Annotated in this window: 16 protein-coding genes and 2 pseudogenes; 16 read left to right on the top strand and 2 right to left on the bottom strand. The window is 68.0% G+C overall.

Annotated elements, in window-relative coordinates:
- Positions 1 to 4: 4 nt before the first annotated feature.
- On the bottom strand, positions 5 to 250 hold the full coding sequence (locus tag I8J32_RS16130; protein WP_200613543.1) for a DUF6116 family protein: 246 nt from the start codon (positions 248 to 250) through the stop codon (positions 5 to 7).
- Between the two features lie 162 nt (positions 251 to 412).
- Between I8J32_RS16130 and I8J32_RS16125 the strand changes: the two genes are divergently transcribed.
- The 5 genes from I8J32_RS16125 (at position 413) to I8J32_RS16105 (ending at position 6305) form a co-directional block, all read left to right on the top strand.
- Entirely contained in the window at positions 413 to 1225 is an 813-nt protein-coding gene (locus I8J32_RS16125; protein WP_284691290.1) for a glycine zipper 2TM domain-containing protein, read from the top strand.
- A gap of 225 nt (positions 1226 to 1450) precedes the next feature.
- Complete coding sequence (locus I8J32_RS16120; protein WP_200613541.1) at positions 1451 to 2614, top strand: acyl-CoA dehydrogenase family protein; 1164 nt, start codon at positions 1451 to 1453, stop codon at positions 2612 to 2614.
- A gap of 164 nt (positions 2615 to 2778) precedes the next feature.
- Positions 2779 to 3333, top strand: a complete 555-nt coding sequence (locus I8J32_RS16115; protein ID WP_245156361.1) for a GNAT family N-acetyltransferase — start codon at positions 2779 to 2781, stop codon at positions 3331 to 3333.
- Complete coding sequence (locus tag I8J32_RS16110) at positions 3333 to 3998, top strand: glutathione S-transferase family protein (RefSeq protein ID WP_245156535.1); 666 nt, start codon at positions 3333 to 3335, stop codon at positions 3996 to 3998. Before I8J32_RS16115 ends, I8J32_RS16110 begins: the two co-directional genes overlap by 1 nt.
- A 36-nt stretch (positions 3999 to 4034) precedes the next feature.
- Complete coding sequence (locus I8J32_RS16105) at positions 4035 to 6305, top strand: thiamine pyrophosphate-dependent enzyme (protein WP_200613535.1); 2271 nt, start codon at positions 4035 to 4037, stop codon at positions 6303 to 6305.
- A gap of 37 nt (positions 6306 to 6342) precedes the next feature.
- On the opposite strand, the gene ygfZ is transcribed toward I8J32_RS16105, so the two are convergent.
- Entirely contained in the window at positions 6343 to 7212 is an 870-nt protein-coding gene (ygfZ, locus tag I8J32_RS16100; protein WP_200613532.1) for a CAF17-like 4Fe-4S cluster assembly/insertion protein YgfZ, read from the bottom strand.
- 188 nt (positions 7213 to 7400) lie between these two features.
- On the opposite strand from ygfZ, the pseudogene I8J32_RS17730 reads away from it, so the two are divergent.
- The 11 genes and pseudogenes from I8J32_RS17730 to I8J32_RS16045 all read left to right on the top strand — a co-directional run.
- Positions 7401 to 7448: pseudogene (locus I8J32_RS17730) on the top strand (DUF1674 domain-containing protein); the annotation flags it as partial.
- A 72-nt stretch (positions 7449 to 7520) separates the two neighbouring features.
- Complete coding sequence (gene sdhC, locus I8J32_RS16090; protein WP_200613529.1) at positions 7521 to 7928, top strand: succinate dehydrogenase, cytochrome b556 subunit; 408 nt, start codon at positions 7521 to 7523, stop codon at positions 7926 to 7928.
- Complete coding sequence (gene sdhD, locus I8J32_RS16085) at positions 7925 to 8320, top strand: succinate dehydrogenase, hydrophobic membrane anchor protein (RefSeq protein ID WP_200613527.1); 396 nt, start codon at positions 7925 to 7927, stop codon at positions 8318 to 8320. The genes sdhC and sdhD overlap by 4 nt, the downstream gene beginning before the upstream one ends.
- Positions 8321 to 8363: 43 nt before the next feature.
- Complete coding sequence (gene sdhA, locus I8J32_RS16080) at positions 8364 to 10118, top strand: succinate dehydrogenase flavoprotein subunit (protein WP_245156534.1); 1755 nt, start codon at positions 8364 to 8366, stop codon at positions 10116 to 10118.
- A gap of 15 nt (positions 10119 to 10133) precedes the next feature.
- Positions 10134 to 10919, top strand: coding sequence for a succinate dehydrogenase iron-sulfur subunit (locus I8J32_RS16075; protein ID WP_200613523.1), 786 nt, complete (start codon positions 10134 to 10136; stop codon positions 10917 to 10919).
- Between the two features lie 127 nt (positions 10920 to 11046).
- Positions 11047 to 11466, top strand: a complete 420-nt coding sequence (locus I8J32_RS16070) for an MAPEG family protein (RefSeq protein WP_200613521.1) — start codon at positions 11047 to 11049, stop codon at positions 11464 to 11466.
- A gap of 53 nt (positions 11467 to 11519) precedes the next feature.
- The gene (locus tag I8J32_RS16065) at positions 11520 to 11717 is read left to right on the top strand and encodes an FAD assembly factor SdhE (RefSeq protein WP_200614433.1); all 198 of its coding nucleotides are present in this window, start codon (positions 11520 to 11522) and stop codon (positions 11715 to 11717) included.
- A 25-nt stretch (positions 11718 to 11742) separates the two neighbouring features.
- A complete protein-coding gene (locus tag I8J32_RS16060) occupies positions 11743 to 12120 on the top strand; it encodes a hypothetical protein (RefSeq protein ID WP_407060977.1) in 378 nt (125 codons plus the stop codon).
- 24 nt (positions 12121 to 12144) lie between these two features.
- Positions 12145 to 13389, top strand: coding sequence for a lipoprotein-releasing ABC transporter permease subunit (locus I8J32_RS16055; protein WP_200613519.1), 1245 nt, complete (start codon positions 12145 to 12147; stop codon positions 13387 to 13389).
- Positions 13382 to 14078: pseudogene (gene lolD / locus I8J32_RS16050) on the top strand (lipoprotein-releasing ABC transporter ATP-binding protein LolD). The gene I8J32_RS16055 and the pseudogene lolD overlap by 8 nt, the downstream one beginning before the upstream one ends.
- 6 nt (positions 14079 to 14084) lie before the next feature.
- Positions 14085 to 16490 (top strand): DNA internalization-related competence protein ComEC/Rec2, encoded by a 2406-nt coding sequence (locus I8J32_RS16045; protein ID WP_407060976.1) that lies wholly within the window; start codon positions 14085 to 14087, stop codon positions 16488 to 16490.
- Positions 16491 to 16538: the final 48 nt, after the last annotated feature.

The raw sequence follows: 16538 nt of genomic DNA, 5'->3' as shown, positions 1-16538 counted from the left end.
GCCGTCAGCGTCGTGAGGATCCTTCGATCACGCGGTCATCGTCCTGCCCGGCAGGGGCCGACGGGTCCTTCCTGTTCTTCCAGTTCGCCAGCCACAGGGTCGCCAATCCGAGCAGAAGCTCGTCAATCATGGGGAAGACGTCCGGGATCAGCAGGTCGACCAGGAAGAGCGCGGCGATGAGCTTGAACAGCGTCGGATGGCGCAGATTGCGGGCCCAGCCGATGAGCGGGGCAAGCAGGGGACTGGGCATGGCGACCTCCGGACCATCGATGTGTGCACGCTATCACGGTGTGAACGATCGCCTGCACGTCGTTACGATTTCGTTGCTCCGGCTGGGCACTCGTTCAGGTTGCGGGTGCTGGAATGCGCCCATCCACCCAATCCGCGGGACATCCCGCAGCAGGAGGCCCCAATGAACAAGAACATGCTCGCGGTCGCACTGGCTTCACTGCTCGTCGGCGGCGTCGCCGTTGCCGCATACAACAGCTTCCGCAGCGATGCGCCCATCGCGCCGGAGTTCACCACCGGCGCGCCGCAGGATGCCGCCGCGCTGGCGGGTGACCGTCTCGACGACGGCGCCATCCAGAGCAACCGCCTCGAATACGCCCAGGTGATCAACGTCAAGGAGATCACCGAGAAGAAGCCGCTGTACGCGACGGTAATCGGCACCGAACCGGTGCGCGAGACCAGCTCGACCTCCACCCCGCGCGAAGTGTGCGAGGACGTGGTCGTGCAGGAACGTGCGCCCGAACGCGACGGCAACGTGGGCGGCACGGTGGCCGGCGCCGTCATCGGTGGCCTGCTCGGCAACCAGATTGGCGGTGGTAACGGCAAGAAGGCGGCTACCGCAGCCGGAGCCGTGGCCGGCGGCGTGATCGGCAACCGCGTCGACCGCAACCATGTCGGCGGCCAGGTGCAGACCCGTACCGAGCGCCAGTGCAAGACGGTGTCCGATACCAGCACTTCGAGCAAGACCGTCGCCTACAACGTGACCTATCGCAATCCCGATGGCACCACCGGTTCGATGCGCACGGGCAGCAAGCCGGGCAACCAGATCCGCCTGGGCAGTGAGAACGAAGTGGTCGGTTACGACGTGACCTACCGCTATGCCGGCCAGGAGCAGACCGTGCGGATGGACGAGAAGCCGGGCGACCGCCTCCCGGTGGTCGATGGCCAGGTGGTCACCCAGACCGCCGCCGCCCCGTCGGATGACAGCCGCGGCTGAGCTTGAAACGCGTTTTCCGCATCACCCCGAGGGGCCGGTCGAACCGGCCCCTCTTCGTTTCGACGGGACGGGGCCTGCGGCTGTGTCTGAAACGACGACGCAACCGTGAAAGCGACGATCCCGTCGGCGTGGATTTGACAGTTCGCCGGAGTGCTGTTTCCGGGGTCCCGCACCGCAACACGGGCCGATACAATGGGAATCTTTCCCGCCCGCCCGAGCACGCCGATGGCCCTGCACCCCTACGACCTGTACGACGTCCGTTCCCTGCTCACCGAAGAGGAGCGTGCCGTGCAGGACGCGGTCGCGCGCTTCACCGACGAGCGCGTGCTGCCGATCATCGGCGAAGCCTTCGACGAAGGCCGTTTCCCGCGTGAACTGGTGCCGGAAATCGCCGAGATGGGCCTGCTGGGTTCCTCGCTCCCCGAGAAGTACGGTTGCGCCGGCCTCAACGCCGTCAGCTACGGCCTGATCTGCCAGGAACTGGAACGCGGCGACAGCGGCATCCGCAGCTTCGTCAGCGTCCAGTCCTCGCTGTGCATGTACCCGATCTTTGCCTACGGCACCGAAGAGCAGCGCGAGCGCTGGCTGCCGTCGATGGCGCGCGGTGAGACCATCGGCTGCTTCGGCCTGACCGAGCCGCACGGCGGGTCCGACCCGGCCAACATGAAGACCAACGCCCGCCGCGACGGTGGGGACTGGGTCCTCAACGGCTCCAAGATGTGGATCACCAACGGCAACCTCGCCGATATCGCCATCGTCTGGGCGCAGACCGATGAAGGCATCCAGGGTTTCGTGGTGGAAAAGGGCATGGCCGGTTTCGCCGCCCAGGAAATCAAGCACAAGATGAGCCTGCGCGCCTCGGTGACCAGCGCGCTCTACCTGGACAACGTCCGGGTGCCGGAGGCCAATCGCCTGCCGAACGTGAAGGGTCTCAAGGGCCCGCTGGGCTGCCTCACCCAGGCCCGCTACGGCATCACCTGGGGCCCGATCGGCGCCGCGATCGCGTGCTTGGACGAGGTCCTGGCCTACACCAAGGAGCGCATCCTGTTCGATCGCCCGGTGGCGGCCACGCAGAGCGCGCAGATCAAGATGGCCGAGATGGCACGCCGCATCACGCTCGCGCAGCTGCTGGTCGTGCAGCTTGGCCGCCTGAAGGATGCCGGTGCGATGCAGCCGGCCCAGGTGTCGCTGGCCAAGTGGAACAACTGCCGGATGGCCATCGACATCGCGCGCGAATGTCGCGACCTGCTGGGCGGCGCCGGCATCACCACCGAGCATGGCGCGATCCGCCATGCGCTCAACCTCGAATCGGTCATCACCTACGAAGGCACGGAAACCGTGCACCAGCTGGTCATCGGGCGTGAGCTGACCGGCATCAGCGCGTTCTGATGCGCCCGGCGGCGGCGCCCTGGGGTGCCGCCGCCGCGTTGAAGGTGGGCGGTGTGGGTAGCCCGTCGGCGCCACACCCGGGCAACGATGCGTTACACCCGGATGGTTGCGGGGCGTGGGGACTCGTCCCACCCTCGCCAGGTTTCCCCGATCAGGAGCAGCCCTTGTTGATCACCGAAATCCAGCTGGAAACGCCCCGCCTGATCCTGCGCCTGCCCAGGCTCGAGGACTTTCCGCGTTACGCGGAACTGTTCATGCATCCCACGGCGGCGCAGCACATCGGTGGTCCGATGCACCGCCACGAGGCCTGGCGCAAGTTCCTGCAGATGCCCGGCGCCTGGATGCTGCAGGGCTTCGGGATGTTCGCGGTGCTGGAGAAGTCCACCGGCCTGTGGGTCGGGCAGGCAGGGCCCTGGCAGCCGGACGGCTGGCCGGGCACCGAGATCGGCTACTCGTTCCACCACGATGCCTGGGGCAAGGGTTACGCCACCGAAGCCTGCGCCGCATCCATGGACTGGGCGTTCGACGTGCTGGGCTGGCACGAGGTCATCCATTCCATTTCTCCGGCCAACATCGCTTCGCAGTCCGTTGCGCGCCGCCTGGGTTCGCGCAATCGCGGTCCCGGTACGCTGCCGCCGCCGCTGGACACCCACGCAGTCGACATCTGGGGCCAGACGCGAGAAGAATGGATCGCCAATCGCCGCGGGGTGACGGCGTGATCACGGTCTATGGCTTCTCGCCCTCGGGCAACTGCCACAAGGTGCGGCTGCTGCTGGAACAACTGGGCCATCGGTACGAGTGGGTCGAGGTCCGCAGCGACGATGGCTCGACCCGCACCCCCGAATACCTGGCCAGGAACCCCAACGGCAAGGTGCCGCTGATCGAACTCGAGGACGGCCGCACGCTGGCCGAGTCCAACGCGATCCTGCACTGGCTTGCCGACACCGCCCCCGCGGGCGCTACCGAGTTCCTGCCCGCCGACCCGTGGCAGCGCGCCCAGGCGCTGGCGTGGATGTTCTTCGAGCAGTACAGCCACGAGCCCTATATCGCCGTCGCGCGCTTCATCTGCGGCTGGACGCCGATCGACTCGCCCCGTCGGCAAGACCTTCCCCGCCTGCGCGAGCGCAGCCACCAGGCACTGGCCGTGATGGAGCGCCACCTGAGCACGCGCCCCTGGTTCACCGGCGACGTGTACGGCATCGCAGACATCGCGCTGTTCGCCTACACGCATGTCGCCGACCAGGGTGGCGTCAGCCTGGAGGCCTATCCCGCCATCCGTGACTGGCTGGCCCGCGTGGTCCGCACGCCCGGCTTCGTGCCCATGCCCGAACCCGACACGGCCGCGGCTGCGCTCATCGCGCAGTCCCGCCTTCCCACATCCTGAGCTTCTCGCCGCGAGAAGCGGAGCACCGCACCGACCATGTTCGCCGCCATTCCCAACCCGATCCCCGCGCGCATGAAAGGCCTCAACCGGGCCGAGATCTGCGACGTCAACTTCAGCGAGTTCGTGAAGGCGTGGGAGGGACGCGCCGATGCCCGTCCGGCGGCCCATGAGGCCATTCTCGACGGCAGCGCACTGGACGCACAGGGCTTCCGCGAGCTGTTCGAGTCGCAGCTCGTCAGCCGCCACCTGGACCTCATGGCGCGCGTGCTGCGCGTGCAGAACAAGGTCTTCTACACGATCGGTTCCAGCGGCCACGAAGGCAACGCGATGGTCGCCCGCCTGACGCGGCATACCGACCCGGCCTTCCTCCACTACCGCTCCGGCGGTTTCATGGCCGAGCGCTTCCGCAAGCTGCCGGGCATGGACCCGGTGATGGATTCGGCGCTGTCCTTCGCGGCCAGCAAGGACGACCCGGCCTCAGGCGGCCGCCACAAGGTGTGGGGCAGCAAGCCGTTGTGGGTGCTGCCGCAGACCTCGACCATCGCCTCGCACCTGCCCAAGGCGCTCGGCACGGCCGTGGCCATCGAGGCCGGCCGCCGCCTGGGTCATGCGCTGCCGATCCCGGACGACAGCATCGCGATCTGTTCGTTCGGCGATGCCTCGGCCAACCATGCCACTGCGCAAACGGCCTTCAATGCCGCCGCGTGGACGGCTTACCAGAAGTTGCCCGCGCCGGTGCTGTTCGTGTGCGAGGACAACGGCATCGGCATTTCGGTGAAGACGCCGAGCGGGTGGATCGCCAACCGGTTCCGGCAGATGGACGGTCTGGATTATTTCTTCGCCGACGGCCTGGACTTGGCCAGCGGCTATGGCGATGTGCAGCGGGCGGTCGAGCACTGCCGCCGCACGCGCCGCCCGACCTTCCTGCACCTGAAGACCAACCGGATCATGGGCCACGCCGGCACCGACTTCGAGATCGAGTGGCGTTCGGTCGAGGAATTGTGCAACGTCGAGGCGGGGGACCCGCTGCTGCGTTCGGCCGCGATCGCCCTGGAATCGGGCCTGATGTCGAAGGATGAAGTGCTGGCGCTGTACGAAGCGACGCGGAAGAAGTGCTTCGCCGCCGCCGATGAAGCCGACCGCCGACCGAAGCTCGACCGCCTGGACGAAGTCATCGCTCCGCTGGCGCCCTATTCGCCGCAGAAGGTGCAGGCCGAGGCGCAGCGCGCCGACTATTCGGCGCGCCGCGAGGAAGTGTTCGGTGGTGAAGCCAAGCTGCCGGAGAAGCAGCCGGCGCGCCACATGGCGATCCAGATCAACAACGCGCTGCACGACACGTTCGCCAAGTACCCCGACACGCTGCTTTTCGGCGAGGACGTGGCCCAGAAGGGCGGCGTGTACACGGTCACCAAGGGCCTGCAGAAGGCCTTCGGGCCGCGCCGGGTGTTCAACACGCTGCTGGACGAGACGATGATCCTGGGCATGGCCCAGGGCTTCGCCAACATGGGCATGCTGCCCATTCCCGAGATCCAGTACCTGGCTTATTTCCACAACGCCTGCGACCAGATCCGCGGCGAAGCGGCTTCGCTGCAGTTCTTCAGCAACAACCAGTTCGCCAACCCGATGGTCGTGCGCATCGCCGGCCTGGGCTACCAGCGTGGCTTCGGCGGGCATTTCCACAACGACAACTCGATCACCGCACTGCGCGACATCCCCGGCCTGGTGGTGGGTTGTCCGTCGCGCGGTGATGACGCGGCCACCATGCTGCGCACGCTCACCGCGCTGTCGAAGGTGGACGGGCGCGTGAGCGTGTTCCTCGAGCCGATCGCGCTGTACATGACCAAGGACCTGTACGAGCCCGGCGACGGCGGCTGGCTGACGACCTATCCCGCCCCGTCCGAAGCAATGACGCTGGGCGAAGGTCGTGTGTACTTCGAAGGCCACGACGACCTGGTGATCTTCAGCTACGGCAATGGCGTGCCCATGAGCCTGCGCGCCGCCCGCAACATCGAGGCGCAGCATGGATGGAAGGTGCGCGTGGTGGACCTGCGATGGCTGGTGCCGCTCAACGCGGCCTACATCGTCGAGCAGGCCCGCAGCGCCAAGCGGATCATCATCGTCGACGAAGGCCGCCACAGCGCCGGCGTGGGCGAGGGCGTGATCACGGCGATCGCCGAGGGCGGTTTCGGATCGCGGCCGTTCCAGCGCGTCGTGGGCGTGGACACCTACACGCCGCTCGCCGGTGCCGCTTTCCTCGTCATTCCGGGCGAAGAGGACATCGTCGCGGCGGCCGGGCGCCTGGCCTGACCTGGCGCACCGCCCCGCGGCGGTGCGCGCGACACCCTCAGCGCGCCAGCCCGGCGCGCAACGGCCGTTCGCGCACGGGCGCGCCGTCGACCGTCAGCGCCTCGTGCGGATGTTCCAATGGCACGACGGCCAGCGCCAGGTGCGACGGTCCCGGCGCGGCGGCCACCAGATGGCCGAGCATGCCGTCGGGACCGTGCACGTCCGAACCTGCCGCCAGGGATACATCGGATTCGAGCAGCATCAGGCCGCGCTTCACCTTGCCCAGGAAATGCGTGCGGGCCACGATTTCTTGGCCCGGGTAGCAGCCCTTCTTCACACTGAAAGCGGCGAGCCTTTCGAGCGAGAGCTGCTGGGGCGTCCAGTGGTCGCTCTGCGAAGACGGCAGGCGGGGCAGGCCGTGCTCGAGGTCGAACGCCGCCCACGCGGCCACTTCGGCCGGATCGTGCCCGGCAGTGGACGTGCTGACGAGGCGCAGCGTCCGCGCGCCCCCATCGGCTCCCGCGTCCAGCTCCAGGCCAGCGCCGGGCGAGCCGCCCATTTGCGCACCTCGGGCCATGGCGGGCGTTGTGAAGGCTCCTTCCGCACGCAGGTCCTCGCGCACCGCGATGGTCACCTTGCTGCGGAACACGAACCGCTGCAGGGCGGCGGCAAAGGTGACCGGATCGGCGTCGGGGAGCACCAGCAGGACGTGTTCGGCTTCCACCCGCAGCAGCGCGAACAGCGCAATTACGCGTCCCTTGGGCGTCAACCAGCCGCTCCACTGCCACTGTCCGGGTGCCAGCGCGGTGAGGTCGTTCATGAACTGCGCCTGCGCGAAAGCCGCGGCATCACGCCCGGAAAGGCTCACCGCGCGGTGGTCGGGCAGGGCGAAGGCGGCGCCCGGAGACGCCTGCGGGTTGTCATGCATGGGGTCGGGACTTAAGCTTTCTCGCTGTGATGATAGGCCAATCGCCCCAGGACGCCCCGCCCGAAGACCTCACCGGTGCGCAGGCCGACGCAGGTTCCGGGCCCGTCACCCCGGCACCCCAGACGTCCTAGGGTACACACCCGCCAACGCCCCCTAAGGAGTGGGGCGGACGCGAGGGCCCCGAGCCCACCCGCTACGGCGACTGGGAAAAGAACGGCCGTTGCATCGATTTCTAGCTGCCCGATCCCAAGCTGCAACAACCACCGCCACGCGGCCTCGCCGCCCAGCTCAAGAGACCCGGCACCCCCATGGCCGATCAACCCCGCGTCCGCGAACGACCCTTGTCGCCCCACCTGCAGGTGTATCGCTGGCAGGTGCAGATGGTGACCTCGATTCTCCACCGGGCCACGGGCGTGGTCCTGGCGCTGGGCAGCCTGCTGCTGGTGTGCGCGTTCCTGTCGCTGGCCGCCGGCCCGCAGGAATGGGCGCGCTTCAGCGGCCTCGCCCGCTCGCCGCTGGGTTTCCTCGTCCTGTTCGGGTGGTCCTGGGCGCTGGCGTTCCACCTGATCAACGGCATCCGCCATCTGGTCCAGGACGCCGGCTTCGGCTACGCGATCGAGAGTTTCATCCGCAGCAGCTGGGTCTCGGTCGTGGGCAGCCTGCTGCTGACCGCGCTGATCTGGCTGGCCGCGATCCTCCAGTGGGGTGCCGCATGAGCACGAACAACAAGCGCCTGCGTGCCCCGCTGAAGGTCGCCCGCGGGCTGGGATCGGCCAAGGACGGCACGCACCACTTCGTCCTCCAGCGCATCACGGCGATCGCGCTGATCTTCCTGTCGATCTACGCCGTCGCTCTGGTGGTGTCGCTGATCGGCGACGACTACCTCGCCGTGCGCAACACCGTCGCCCGTCCGCTCAACGCCGTGCTGCTGATCGCATTCCTGGTGTCGACGTTCTGGCATTCGAAGCTGGGCATGCAGGTGATCATCGAGGACTACGTGCACACTCCGTGGTCCGCCACCGTGCTGCACCTGCTCAACATTTTCGTGAACGTCATTGCGGCACTGGCCAGCGTGCTCGCCGTCGTCCGCATTGCGCTGGGAGCGTAAGAACGTGGCTGCTGCCTACCAGATCCAGGAACACAAGTTCGACATGGTCGTCGTCGGCGCCGGTGGCGCCGGCCTGCGCGCCACCTTCGGCCTCGCGCAGAAGGGGCTCAAGACCGCCTGCATCACCAAGGTTTTCCCGACCCGCTCGCACACCGTCGCCGCGCAGGGTGGTGTCGCTGCCGCCCTGGCCAACATGGGCGAGGACGACTGGCGCTACCACTTCTTCGACACCGTGAAAGGGTCGGACTGGCTGGGCGACCAGGACGCGATCGAGTACATGTGCAAGGAAGCGATCCCCGCCATCATCGAGCTCGAGCACTACGGCGTGCCGTTCTCGCGCACGGATGACGGCAAGATCTACCAGCGCCCCTTCGGTGGCATGACCACCCGCTTCGGCGAGGGCCCGCCGGCCCAGCGCACCTGCGCCGCCGCCGACCGCACCGGCCATGCGATCCTGCATACGCTTTACCAGCAGTCGCTGGCGCATGACGCGCAGTTCTTCGTCGAATACTTCGCGCTCGACCTGATCATGGACCAGCACGGCGCCTGCCGCGGCGTGCTCGCCCTGGACATGGCCGAAGGCACGCTCCATCTGTTCCGCGCGCAGGGCACGGTGCTGGCCACCGGCGGCTACGGCCGCGCCTACTTCAGCGCGACGTCGGCGCACACCTGCACCGGCGATGGCGGCGGCATGGCGCTGCGCGCCGGCCTGGGCATGCAGGACATGGAGTTCGTGCAGTTCCACCCGACCGGCATCTACGGCGCGGGTTGCCTGATCACCGAAGGCGTCCGCGGCGAAGGCGGCATCCTGCGCAACAGCAATGGCGAGCGCTTCATGGAGCGCTACGCGCCCAGCGTGAAGGACCTCGCCCCACGTGACATGGTCAGCCGCTCGATGACCATCGAGATCCGCGAAGGCCGCGGCGTGGGCGAACACAAGGACCACATCCTGCTGGATCTGACCCACCTCGGACCGGAAGTGATCCACGAAAAGCTGCCGGGCATCGCCGAATCGGCACGGATCTTCGCCGGCGTGGACGTGGAGAAGCAGCCGATCCCGGTGATCCCGACCGTGCACTACAACATGGGCGGCATCCCGACCAACTATCACGGCGAAGTCGTGCAGCTGCGCGGTGGCGATCCCGATGCGGTCGTGCCGGGCCTGTACGCCATCGGCGAGGCGGCCTGCGTATCGGTGCACGGCGCCAACCGCCTGGGCTCGAATTCGCTGCTTGACCTGGTGGTGTTCGGTCGCGCGGTGGCCAACCGCGCCGCCGAAACGGTCCGGTCCGGTGGCGAGCACGCCAAGCTGTCAACGGACGCCTGCGATCCCGCACTCGCGCGCCTGGACCGCCTGCGCAACGCCAGCGGCGGGACGCCCACGGCGATCATCCGCGACAAGATGCAGCGCACCATGCAGGCCGATGCCGCCGTGTTCCGCACCGGCGAGACACTGGCTGAAGGTGTGGCGAAGATGCGTGAGATCCACGCCTCGTTCGGCGACGTTCGGGTCAGTGATCGTTCGCTGATCTGGAACACCGACCTGATCGAGACCTTCGAACTGTCCAACCTCCTGGACCAGGCGCTGGTGACGATCGTGTCGGCCGCCAACCGTACCGAGTCGCGCGGCGCACACGCCCGCGAGGACTACCCCGACCGCGACGACGCGAACTGGCAGAAGCACACGTTGTGCTGGCTGGACGAGGCGGGCAACGCCCGCATCGACTATCGCCCGGTGCACATGTACACGCTGACCGACGACGTCGCCGTGGTGCCGCCCAAGAAGCGCGTTTACTGATCCGGAGCGAGCACCGTGGCCGAATTCCAACTTCCCAAGAACTCGCAGATCCAGAAGGGCCGCCATTGGGCCGCGCCTGGCGCTTCGCAGCCGCGCACCTTCAAGGTCTACCGCTGGAACCCCGACGACGGCATGAATCCCCGCGTGGACACCTATGAGGTGGACATGGCGACCTGCGGTCCGATGGTCCTGGACGCGCTGATCAAGATCAAGAACGAGATCGATCCGACGCTGACCTTCCGCCGCTCCTGCCGCGAAGGGATCTGCGGTTCGTGCGCGATGAACATCGACGGCACCAACACCCTGGCCTGCACGAAGGCGATCGCGGACTGCTCGGACAAGGGGGAAGTACCGATCTACCCGCTGCCGCACATGCCGGTGGTCAAGGACCTCGTGCCGGACATGACGCACTTCTACGCGCAGTACGCGTCGATTCGTCCCTGGCTGCGCACGCAGAGCCCGACCCCGTCGGACCGCGAGCGCCTGCAGTCCCCGGCCGATCGGAAGAAGCTCGACGGCCTGTACGAATGCATCCTGTGCGCCTGCTGCTCGACCAGTTGCCCGAGCTACTGGTGGAACGGCGAGCGTTACCTCGGCCCGGCCGTGTTGCTGCAGGCCTACCGCTGGATCGTCGACTCGCGCGACGAAGACACCGGGGCGCGACTGGACGACCTGGAAGACCCCTTCAAGCTGTATCGCTGCCACACGATCATGAACTGCGCGCGGACCTGTCCGAAGGGCCTGAACCCCGCGCTGGCGATCGCTGAGATCAAGAAGCTGATGCTGGCCCGCCGCGTCTGATCCAGGCCGGACGCGCTGCGTCTGGCAGCCGCTGGCGTGCGACACGTGATCCGGGTCGGCGCAGCGCACCCGGAAGGCCGGGCTCCATGGCCTTTGAAGCGCGGCTTCGTCCAGGGATCCACGCCCGATGTCCGATCAGCAGATCTTCTACCCCGTACTGGTGATGGCCGGCCTGACTTTCGTGGTCTGGTGGCGGATGTTCTTTACCCGCGTCGGCCAGATGAAGCGCGAGCGCATCCACCCCCAGGCCGTGGCGACGTCCGCGCAGGCGGCGTCGAAGCTGACCGACAGCCGCGCGGCGGATAACTTCCGCAACCTGTTCGAACTGCCCGTGCTGTTCTACCTCGCCGTCGTGGTGGCTGCGCAGGCCGATCTGGTGACGCCGGTGACGGTTGGGCTGGCGTGGGCATTCGTGCTGATGCGCGTGCTGCACAGCTGGATCCAGTGCACCTACAACAAGGTCATGCACCGTTTCAAGGCGTACATTGCCGGCGGGGCCGCCCTGTGGACGATGTGGGGCGTCATTGCCTGGGGTCTGCTGAAGTGAGCGATGCGGACGAAGTCGAACTGAGCCGCCTGCGCTGGCGGTGCCGGCGCGGGATGCGCGAGCTCGACCAGTTGTTCGGCCGTTACCTGGATCGTGATTGGCGGCAGTCTTCCCCTGCCCAGCGGGACGTTTTCCTACGGTTGCTGGAATCCCAGGACGATAAGCTCTGGCACTGGTTCATGGGCCATGAGCGTTCCGACGATGCGCAACTCCAGGCACTGGTCGACCACATCCGCACCCTGCCGCCTTGAGCTGGGTGCGTCACGCATCCTGTGCGTGACGCTGCTGGTGTTGGGCATGCTGGCGGCGGTCTGCGTCCTGATGTCCGAGATGCCGACCTACCTGGCAGTCCCGCTGGCCGCGCTGGCGCTCATCCACGCCGCGCATTTGTCCGCCACCCAGTGGAAGCGGCCCCTGCGCCGGCTGGTGGTGCCGCATTCGGCGGCGCCCGCCACGATCGACGGAGTCGACATGGACGGGTTGCAGGTCTACTGGCGGGGTCCCCTGGCGGTGCTGGTCTGGCGGGGCCCGGACGGACGACGACACCGCCTGCACGGCTGGCCCGACACCCTGCGCCGTCCCGTGCGTCGTGAACTCCGGCTGGCCCTTGCCGCCCGGGGGCCGGCGCGGGTGCCGCGATCGGTGGCACCATAACCTTCTCGCTCCCCGGCCCCACGCATGTTCAAACCCCTACCTGTCGCCATTGGCCTGCGTTACCTCCGGGCCAAACGACGCAATGGTTTCATCTCCTTCATTTCCTTCGCATCGATTCTAGGGATCGCCCTGGGCGTGGCGGCGCTGATCACCACCCTGGCGGTGATGAGCGGTTTCCAGCGCGAGATCCGCGACCGCATGCTGCAGATGGCGGCGCATGCCACCGTCAGCGGTTACGGCGAGCCGCTGGAGAACTGGCCTCATGCGGTCGCCATCGCGACGGCCGACCCGCGCGTCGCCGGCGCGGCGCCCTACGTCGAGAAGGAGGCCCTGCTGACGGGCAGCCGCAACCAGCCTGCGATGGTGCGCGGCGTGCTGCCGGCGGAAGAGGGCCGGGTATCGGTCCTCGCCGACAAGATGGTGGAGGGCAGGCTCACTGACCTCACGCCCGGCAGTTTCAACATCGTGCTGGGCCGCGAGCTGGCGCTGTGGCTCGGGGTAGGGGTCGGCGACAGCGTGGTGGTGACGACGGCCAATTTCCGCAGCACGCCGGTGGGTGCCGTCTCGCAGCTCAAGCGCTTTACGGTCAGTGGCGTCTTCGAGGCGGGTTACAACGAATTCGACAAGGGCATGGCCATCGTCAACATGCGCGACCTGCAGAAGGTGTTGCGCATGGGCGAGGGTGCCACCGGCGTGCGGCTGAAGCTGCATGACATGGACATCGCCTTCGACGTCGCGCGGGAGCTGGCGGTCAAGCTGGGAGGCGCCTACCGCGTCAGCGACTGGGCCAGCGAGAACGCGAACATGTACCGCGCGCTGCGCATGGAAAAGACCATCATGGCGATCCTGCTGTCGCTGATCATCCTGATGGGCGCCTTCACGCTGGTGAACTCCCAGGTGATGCTGGTCACGGACAAGCAGGCCGACATCGCGATCCTGCGCACGCTCGGCCTCACGCCCCGGGGTGTGATGCAGGTGTTCATGGTGCAGGGTCTGATGATCGGCTTCATCGGAACCGTGCTGGGGGTGGTGTCGGGCATCGTGCTGACCCTCAACCTGGAGCACATCCTGCAGTTCCTCGAGCACGTCTTCGGCATCATCCTGTTGCCGCCCGAGGTCTACTACATCACCGGGCTGCCCACCGAACTTCAGCCCAGCGACGTCGTGGTGATCGCGGCCGTCGCCCTCATCATGGCCTTCCTCGCCACCATCTACCCGGCGCTGCGCGCCGCCCACACCGCTCCGGCAGAGGCGTTGCGCTATGAGTGAGGCCGTCATCCACGCCGAGGGTCTGGGCAAGACCTACGACGAAGGCAAGATGCACACGCCGGTGTTCGACAACCTTTCGCTGGCCGTGGAGCGGGGCGAGACCGTTGCCATCCTCGGCGCGTCGGGGGCGGGCAAGAGCACGCTGCTCCACCTGCTGGGCGGGCTCGATACGCCCACGCAGGGCGAGGTCTATGTCGCCGGGCAGAAGATGAGCGCGCTGTCCGACGCTGCCCGTGGCGCGCTTCGCAACAAGGCGCTGGGCTTCGTTTACCAGTTCCATCACCTCCTCCCCGAGTTCACGGCGCTGGAAAACGTGATGCTGCCCGTGCTGCTCAACGGCACCGCCGTGCCGGAAGCCACGCGCCGGGCAAAGGCCCTGCTCGAGTCGGTGAACCTGGGGCATCGCCTGGAACACAAGCCGGGTGAACTGTCCGGTGGCGAGCGTCAGCGCGCCGCCGTCGCCCGGGCCCTTGGTCAACCAGCCCGCCTGCGTGCTGGGTGACGAGCCCACCGGTAATCTCGACGAGAAGACCGCCGCCACGGTGTTCGAACTGATGCTCGCGCTCAACCGCGACCAGGGCACCAGCCTCGTGCTGGTGACCCACGCCCGCTCACTGGCCCGACGCATGGACCGTGTGCTGGAACTCCACGAAGGCCGGCTCAGGGAATTGCCGCGACAGGAGGTCTAGGCACTCATGCATACCGTGGCAAGGACGCCACCGACATCCCCTCCTGCACCGCTGCCGGCGCCGCTCGGACTGGGCGTGGCCGCGGCGCTGCTGGGCGGAGTCATGCTCGCTCTGCTGTCGCCGCGCCTGACCCCGACGTGGCTCACTGCGCCCCTGCTGCTGACCGGGCTCTGGCTCTGGAGCGGCGCACGCTGGAATCGCCGGAGGCTGATCCGCCCCGACGTTTCCCCGCGGGCAATCGGTCGCCTCGCCGGAAGTGTGACGGTGGGCTTCGCCCTGGCCAGTCTGCATGCCGCGTGGGCCCTGTCGCAGCAGTTGCCCGTGCGACGGGAAAAGGCGGAAGTCCACGTCACCGGGCACATCGTCGACCTGCCGACGCACGAACCCCGGCGGACGCGATTTCATTTTCGAGTGGACGCCAGCGGCGGGGAGCCCGCGCTGCGTGGCCGCACGCTGCGCCTGGCCTGGTACGACGAGGGTGCGCCCGGAAGGCCTGACCCCGTACGGGTGACCCTGCGGGGTGGCGAACGCTGGTCGATGTGGGTGCGTCTGCGTCCGCCGCGGGGGCTGCGCAATCCAGGCAGTCCCGATAGCGAAATGTACGCGCTGGCGGCACGCGTCGCCGCCACGGGGTACGTCCGTGCGCCGCGTCTTGCCGAGCGGATTGCGCCTGCCCGCGGCCTGGCGGCGTGGCGCGAAGCGCGATCCGAGCGCATCGCCCGCGCCGTGCCCGCGCCGTCTTCCCGCTTCGTGCGGGCGCTGGCCCTTGGCGACACGCGTGCGTTGTCTGACGCCGACTGGATCGTCCTGCGCGCCAACGGCCTCACGCATCTGATCGCGATCTCCGGCTTTCATGTCGGACTGGTCGCCGGATTCGCTGCACTGCTCGTCCGCCTGGTCTGGTGGGTCTGGGCGCCATTGGCGCGACGATGTCCGGCGCCGATAGCGGTTGCCCTGGCAGCGGTGGCGGGAGCCGGCGCGTACGCCGCGGTCGCCGGTTTCGCCCTGCCGACGCTTCGCACCGTGCTCATGATCGCGGTGGTCGCCGGTGCCCGCGCCTGGCGCCGCGCGTTGCCCGCACAGGCTGCGCTGGCGCTGGCCCTGATCGCGGTGCTGCTGGTTGATCCCTTGACGGTATTGGGCGCAGGTTTCTGGCTGAGCTTCGCCGGCGTGGCGTGGCTCCTGTGGTGCCTGCCGCGAGCTTCCGGACGCGTTCTGCACGACTTCCTGTCGGCCCAGGGCGTAGCCACCCTGGGCCTGCTTCCCCTGGGAGTGGCCTTGTTCGGCCAGGCCTCCCTTGCCGGGCCAATGGCCAACCTGCTCGCGGTTCCCTGGTGGAGTCTGGTTGTCGTGCCTTTGAGTCTGCTTGGACTCCTGGTCGATGCGGCCAGCGCCGACGCCGGCGCCGCGTCATGGCGGCTTGCCGGCATGTGTTTCGACCTGAGTTGGCCCCTGTTCGAATACCTGGCGCGCAGTGGCCTGTCGCTTTGGTGGCTGCCTGAAGCCCATGGACTGGCCTTGCCCCTGGCCCTGCTGGGCGCCTTCTGGCTGTTGCTGCCGCGCGGTGTCCCCGGCAAGGCGCTGGCGCTGCTGCTGTGGCTGCCCCTGCTCTGGCCCGATCGCGACCTCCCGCGCCGGGGCGAGGCCGAACTGGTCGTCATCGACGTGGGGCAGGGGCTCTCGGTCCTGGTTCGCACTTCGCACCATGCGCTGCTGTACGACATGGGCCCGTCGGTCCGCGACGGTTTCGATGCCGGCGAACGCGCCGTGGTGCCGGCCCTGCACGCGCTGGGCGTGCGACGCATCGACCGCGCGATCGTCAGCCATGCCGACAACGACCACGCCGGGGGCTACGGAACGGTGGCGCAGGAGATGCCCATCACCGCCACCTGGGCACCGGAAGACAGTCCGCTGCCGCCTGGAAGCCTTCGGTGCCAGGGTGGTCAGACCTGGGACTGGGACGGCGTGCGCCTGTCCTTCCTGCACCCTCCAGCGCATTTTCCCTATCTGGCCAACGAGTCCAGCTGCGTATTGCGGATCGAGACGGCACATGGCGCGGCGTTGCTGACCGGCGACATCGGCGAGGTGATCGAGCAGCGCCTCCTGCGCGCCGGCGCCTCTCAGCTGCGCGCGCGCGTCGTGGTGGTCGCCCATCACGGCAGCAACGGTTCCTCGGATCCCGGCTTCATCGCGGCCACTGGCGCCCACTACGCCCTGGTGTCCAGCGGCCATGGCAACCGCTTTGGTCATCCCCGGCCCGAAGTGGTTCGGCGCTGGCGGATCGCCGGTGCGCAGGTGACCAGCACGGCCGACGGTGGCGCGCTGCGGATCGGCCTGCGGGCGCGCGGGACGGTGCTGGAAACGCGACGCGGCGCACAGCCCCGTCTCTGGGATGCCAGCCGTTCGCCTTGAATCGACCCCGCCGCGCCCGGATATGTCGCCACCATGCGGCCCGCTACG

Origin of the sequence: Lysobacter solisilvae (genome assembly GCF_016613535.2) — a bacterium.
Taxonomy (GTDB): Bacteria; Pseudomonadota; Gammaproteobacteria; order Xanthomonadales; family Xanthomonadaceae; genus Agrilutibacter; species Agrilutibacter solisilvae.
This window is presented reverse-complemented; position numbering and strand designations above follow the sequence as displayed.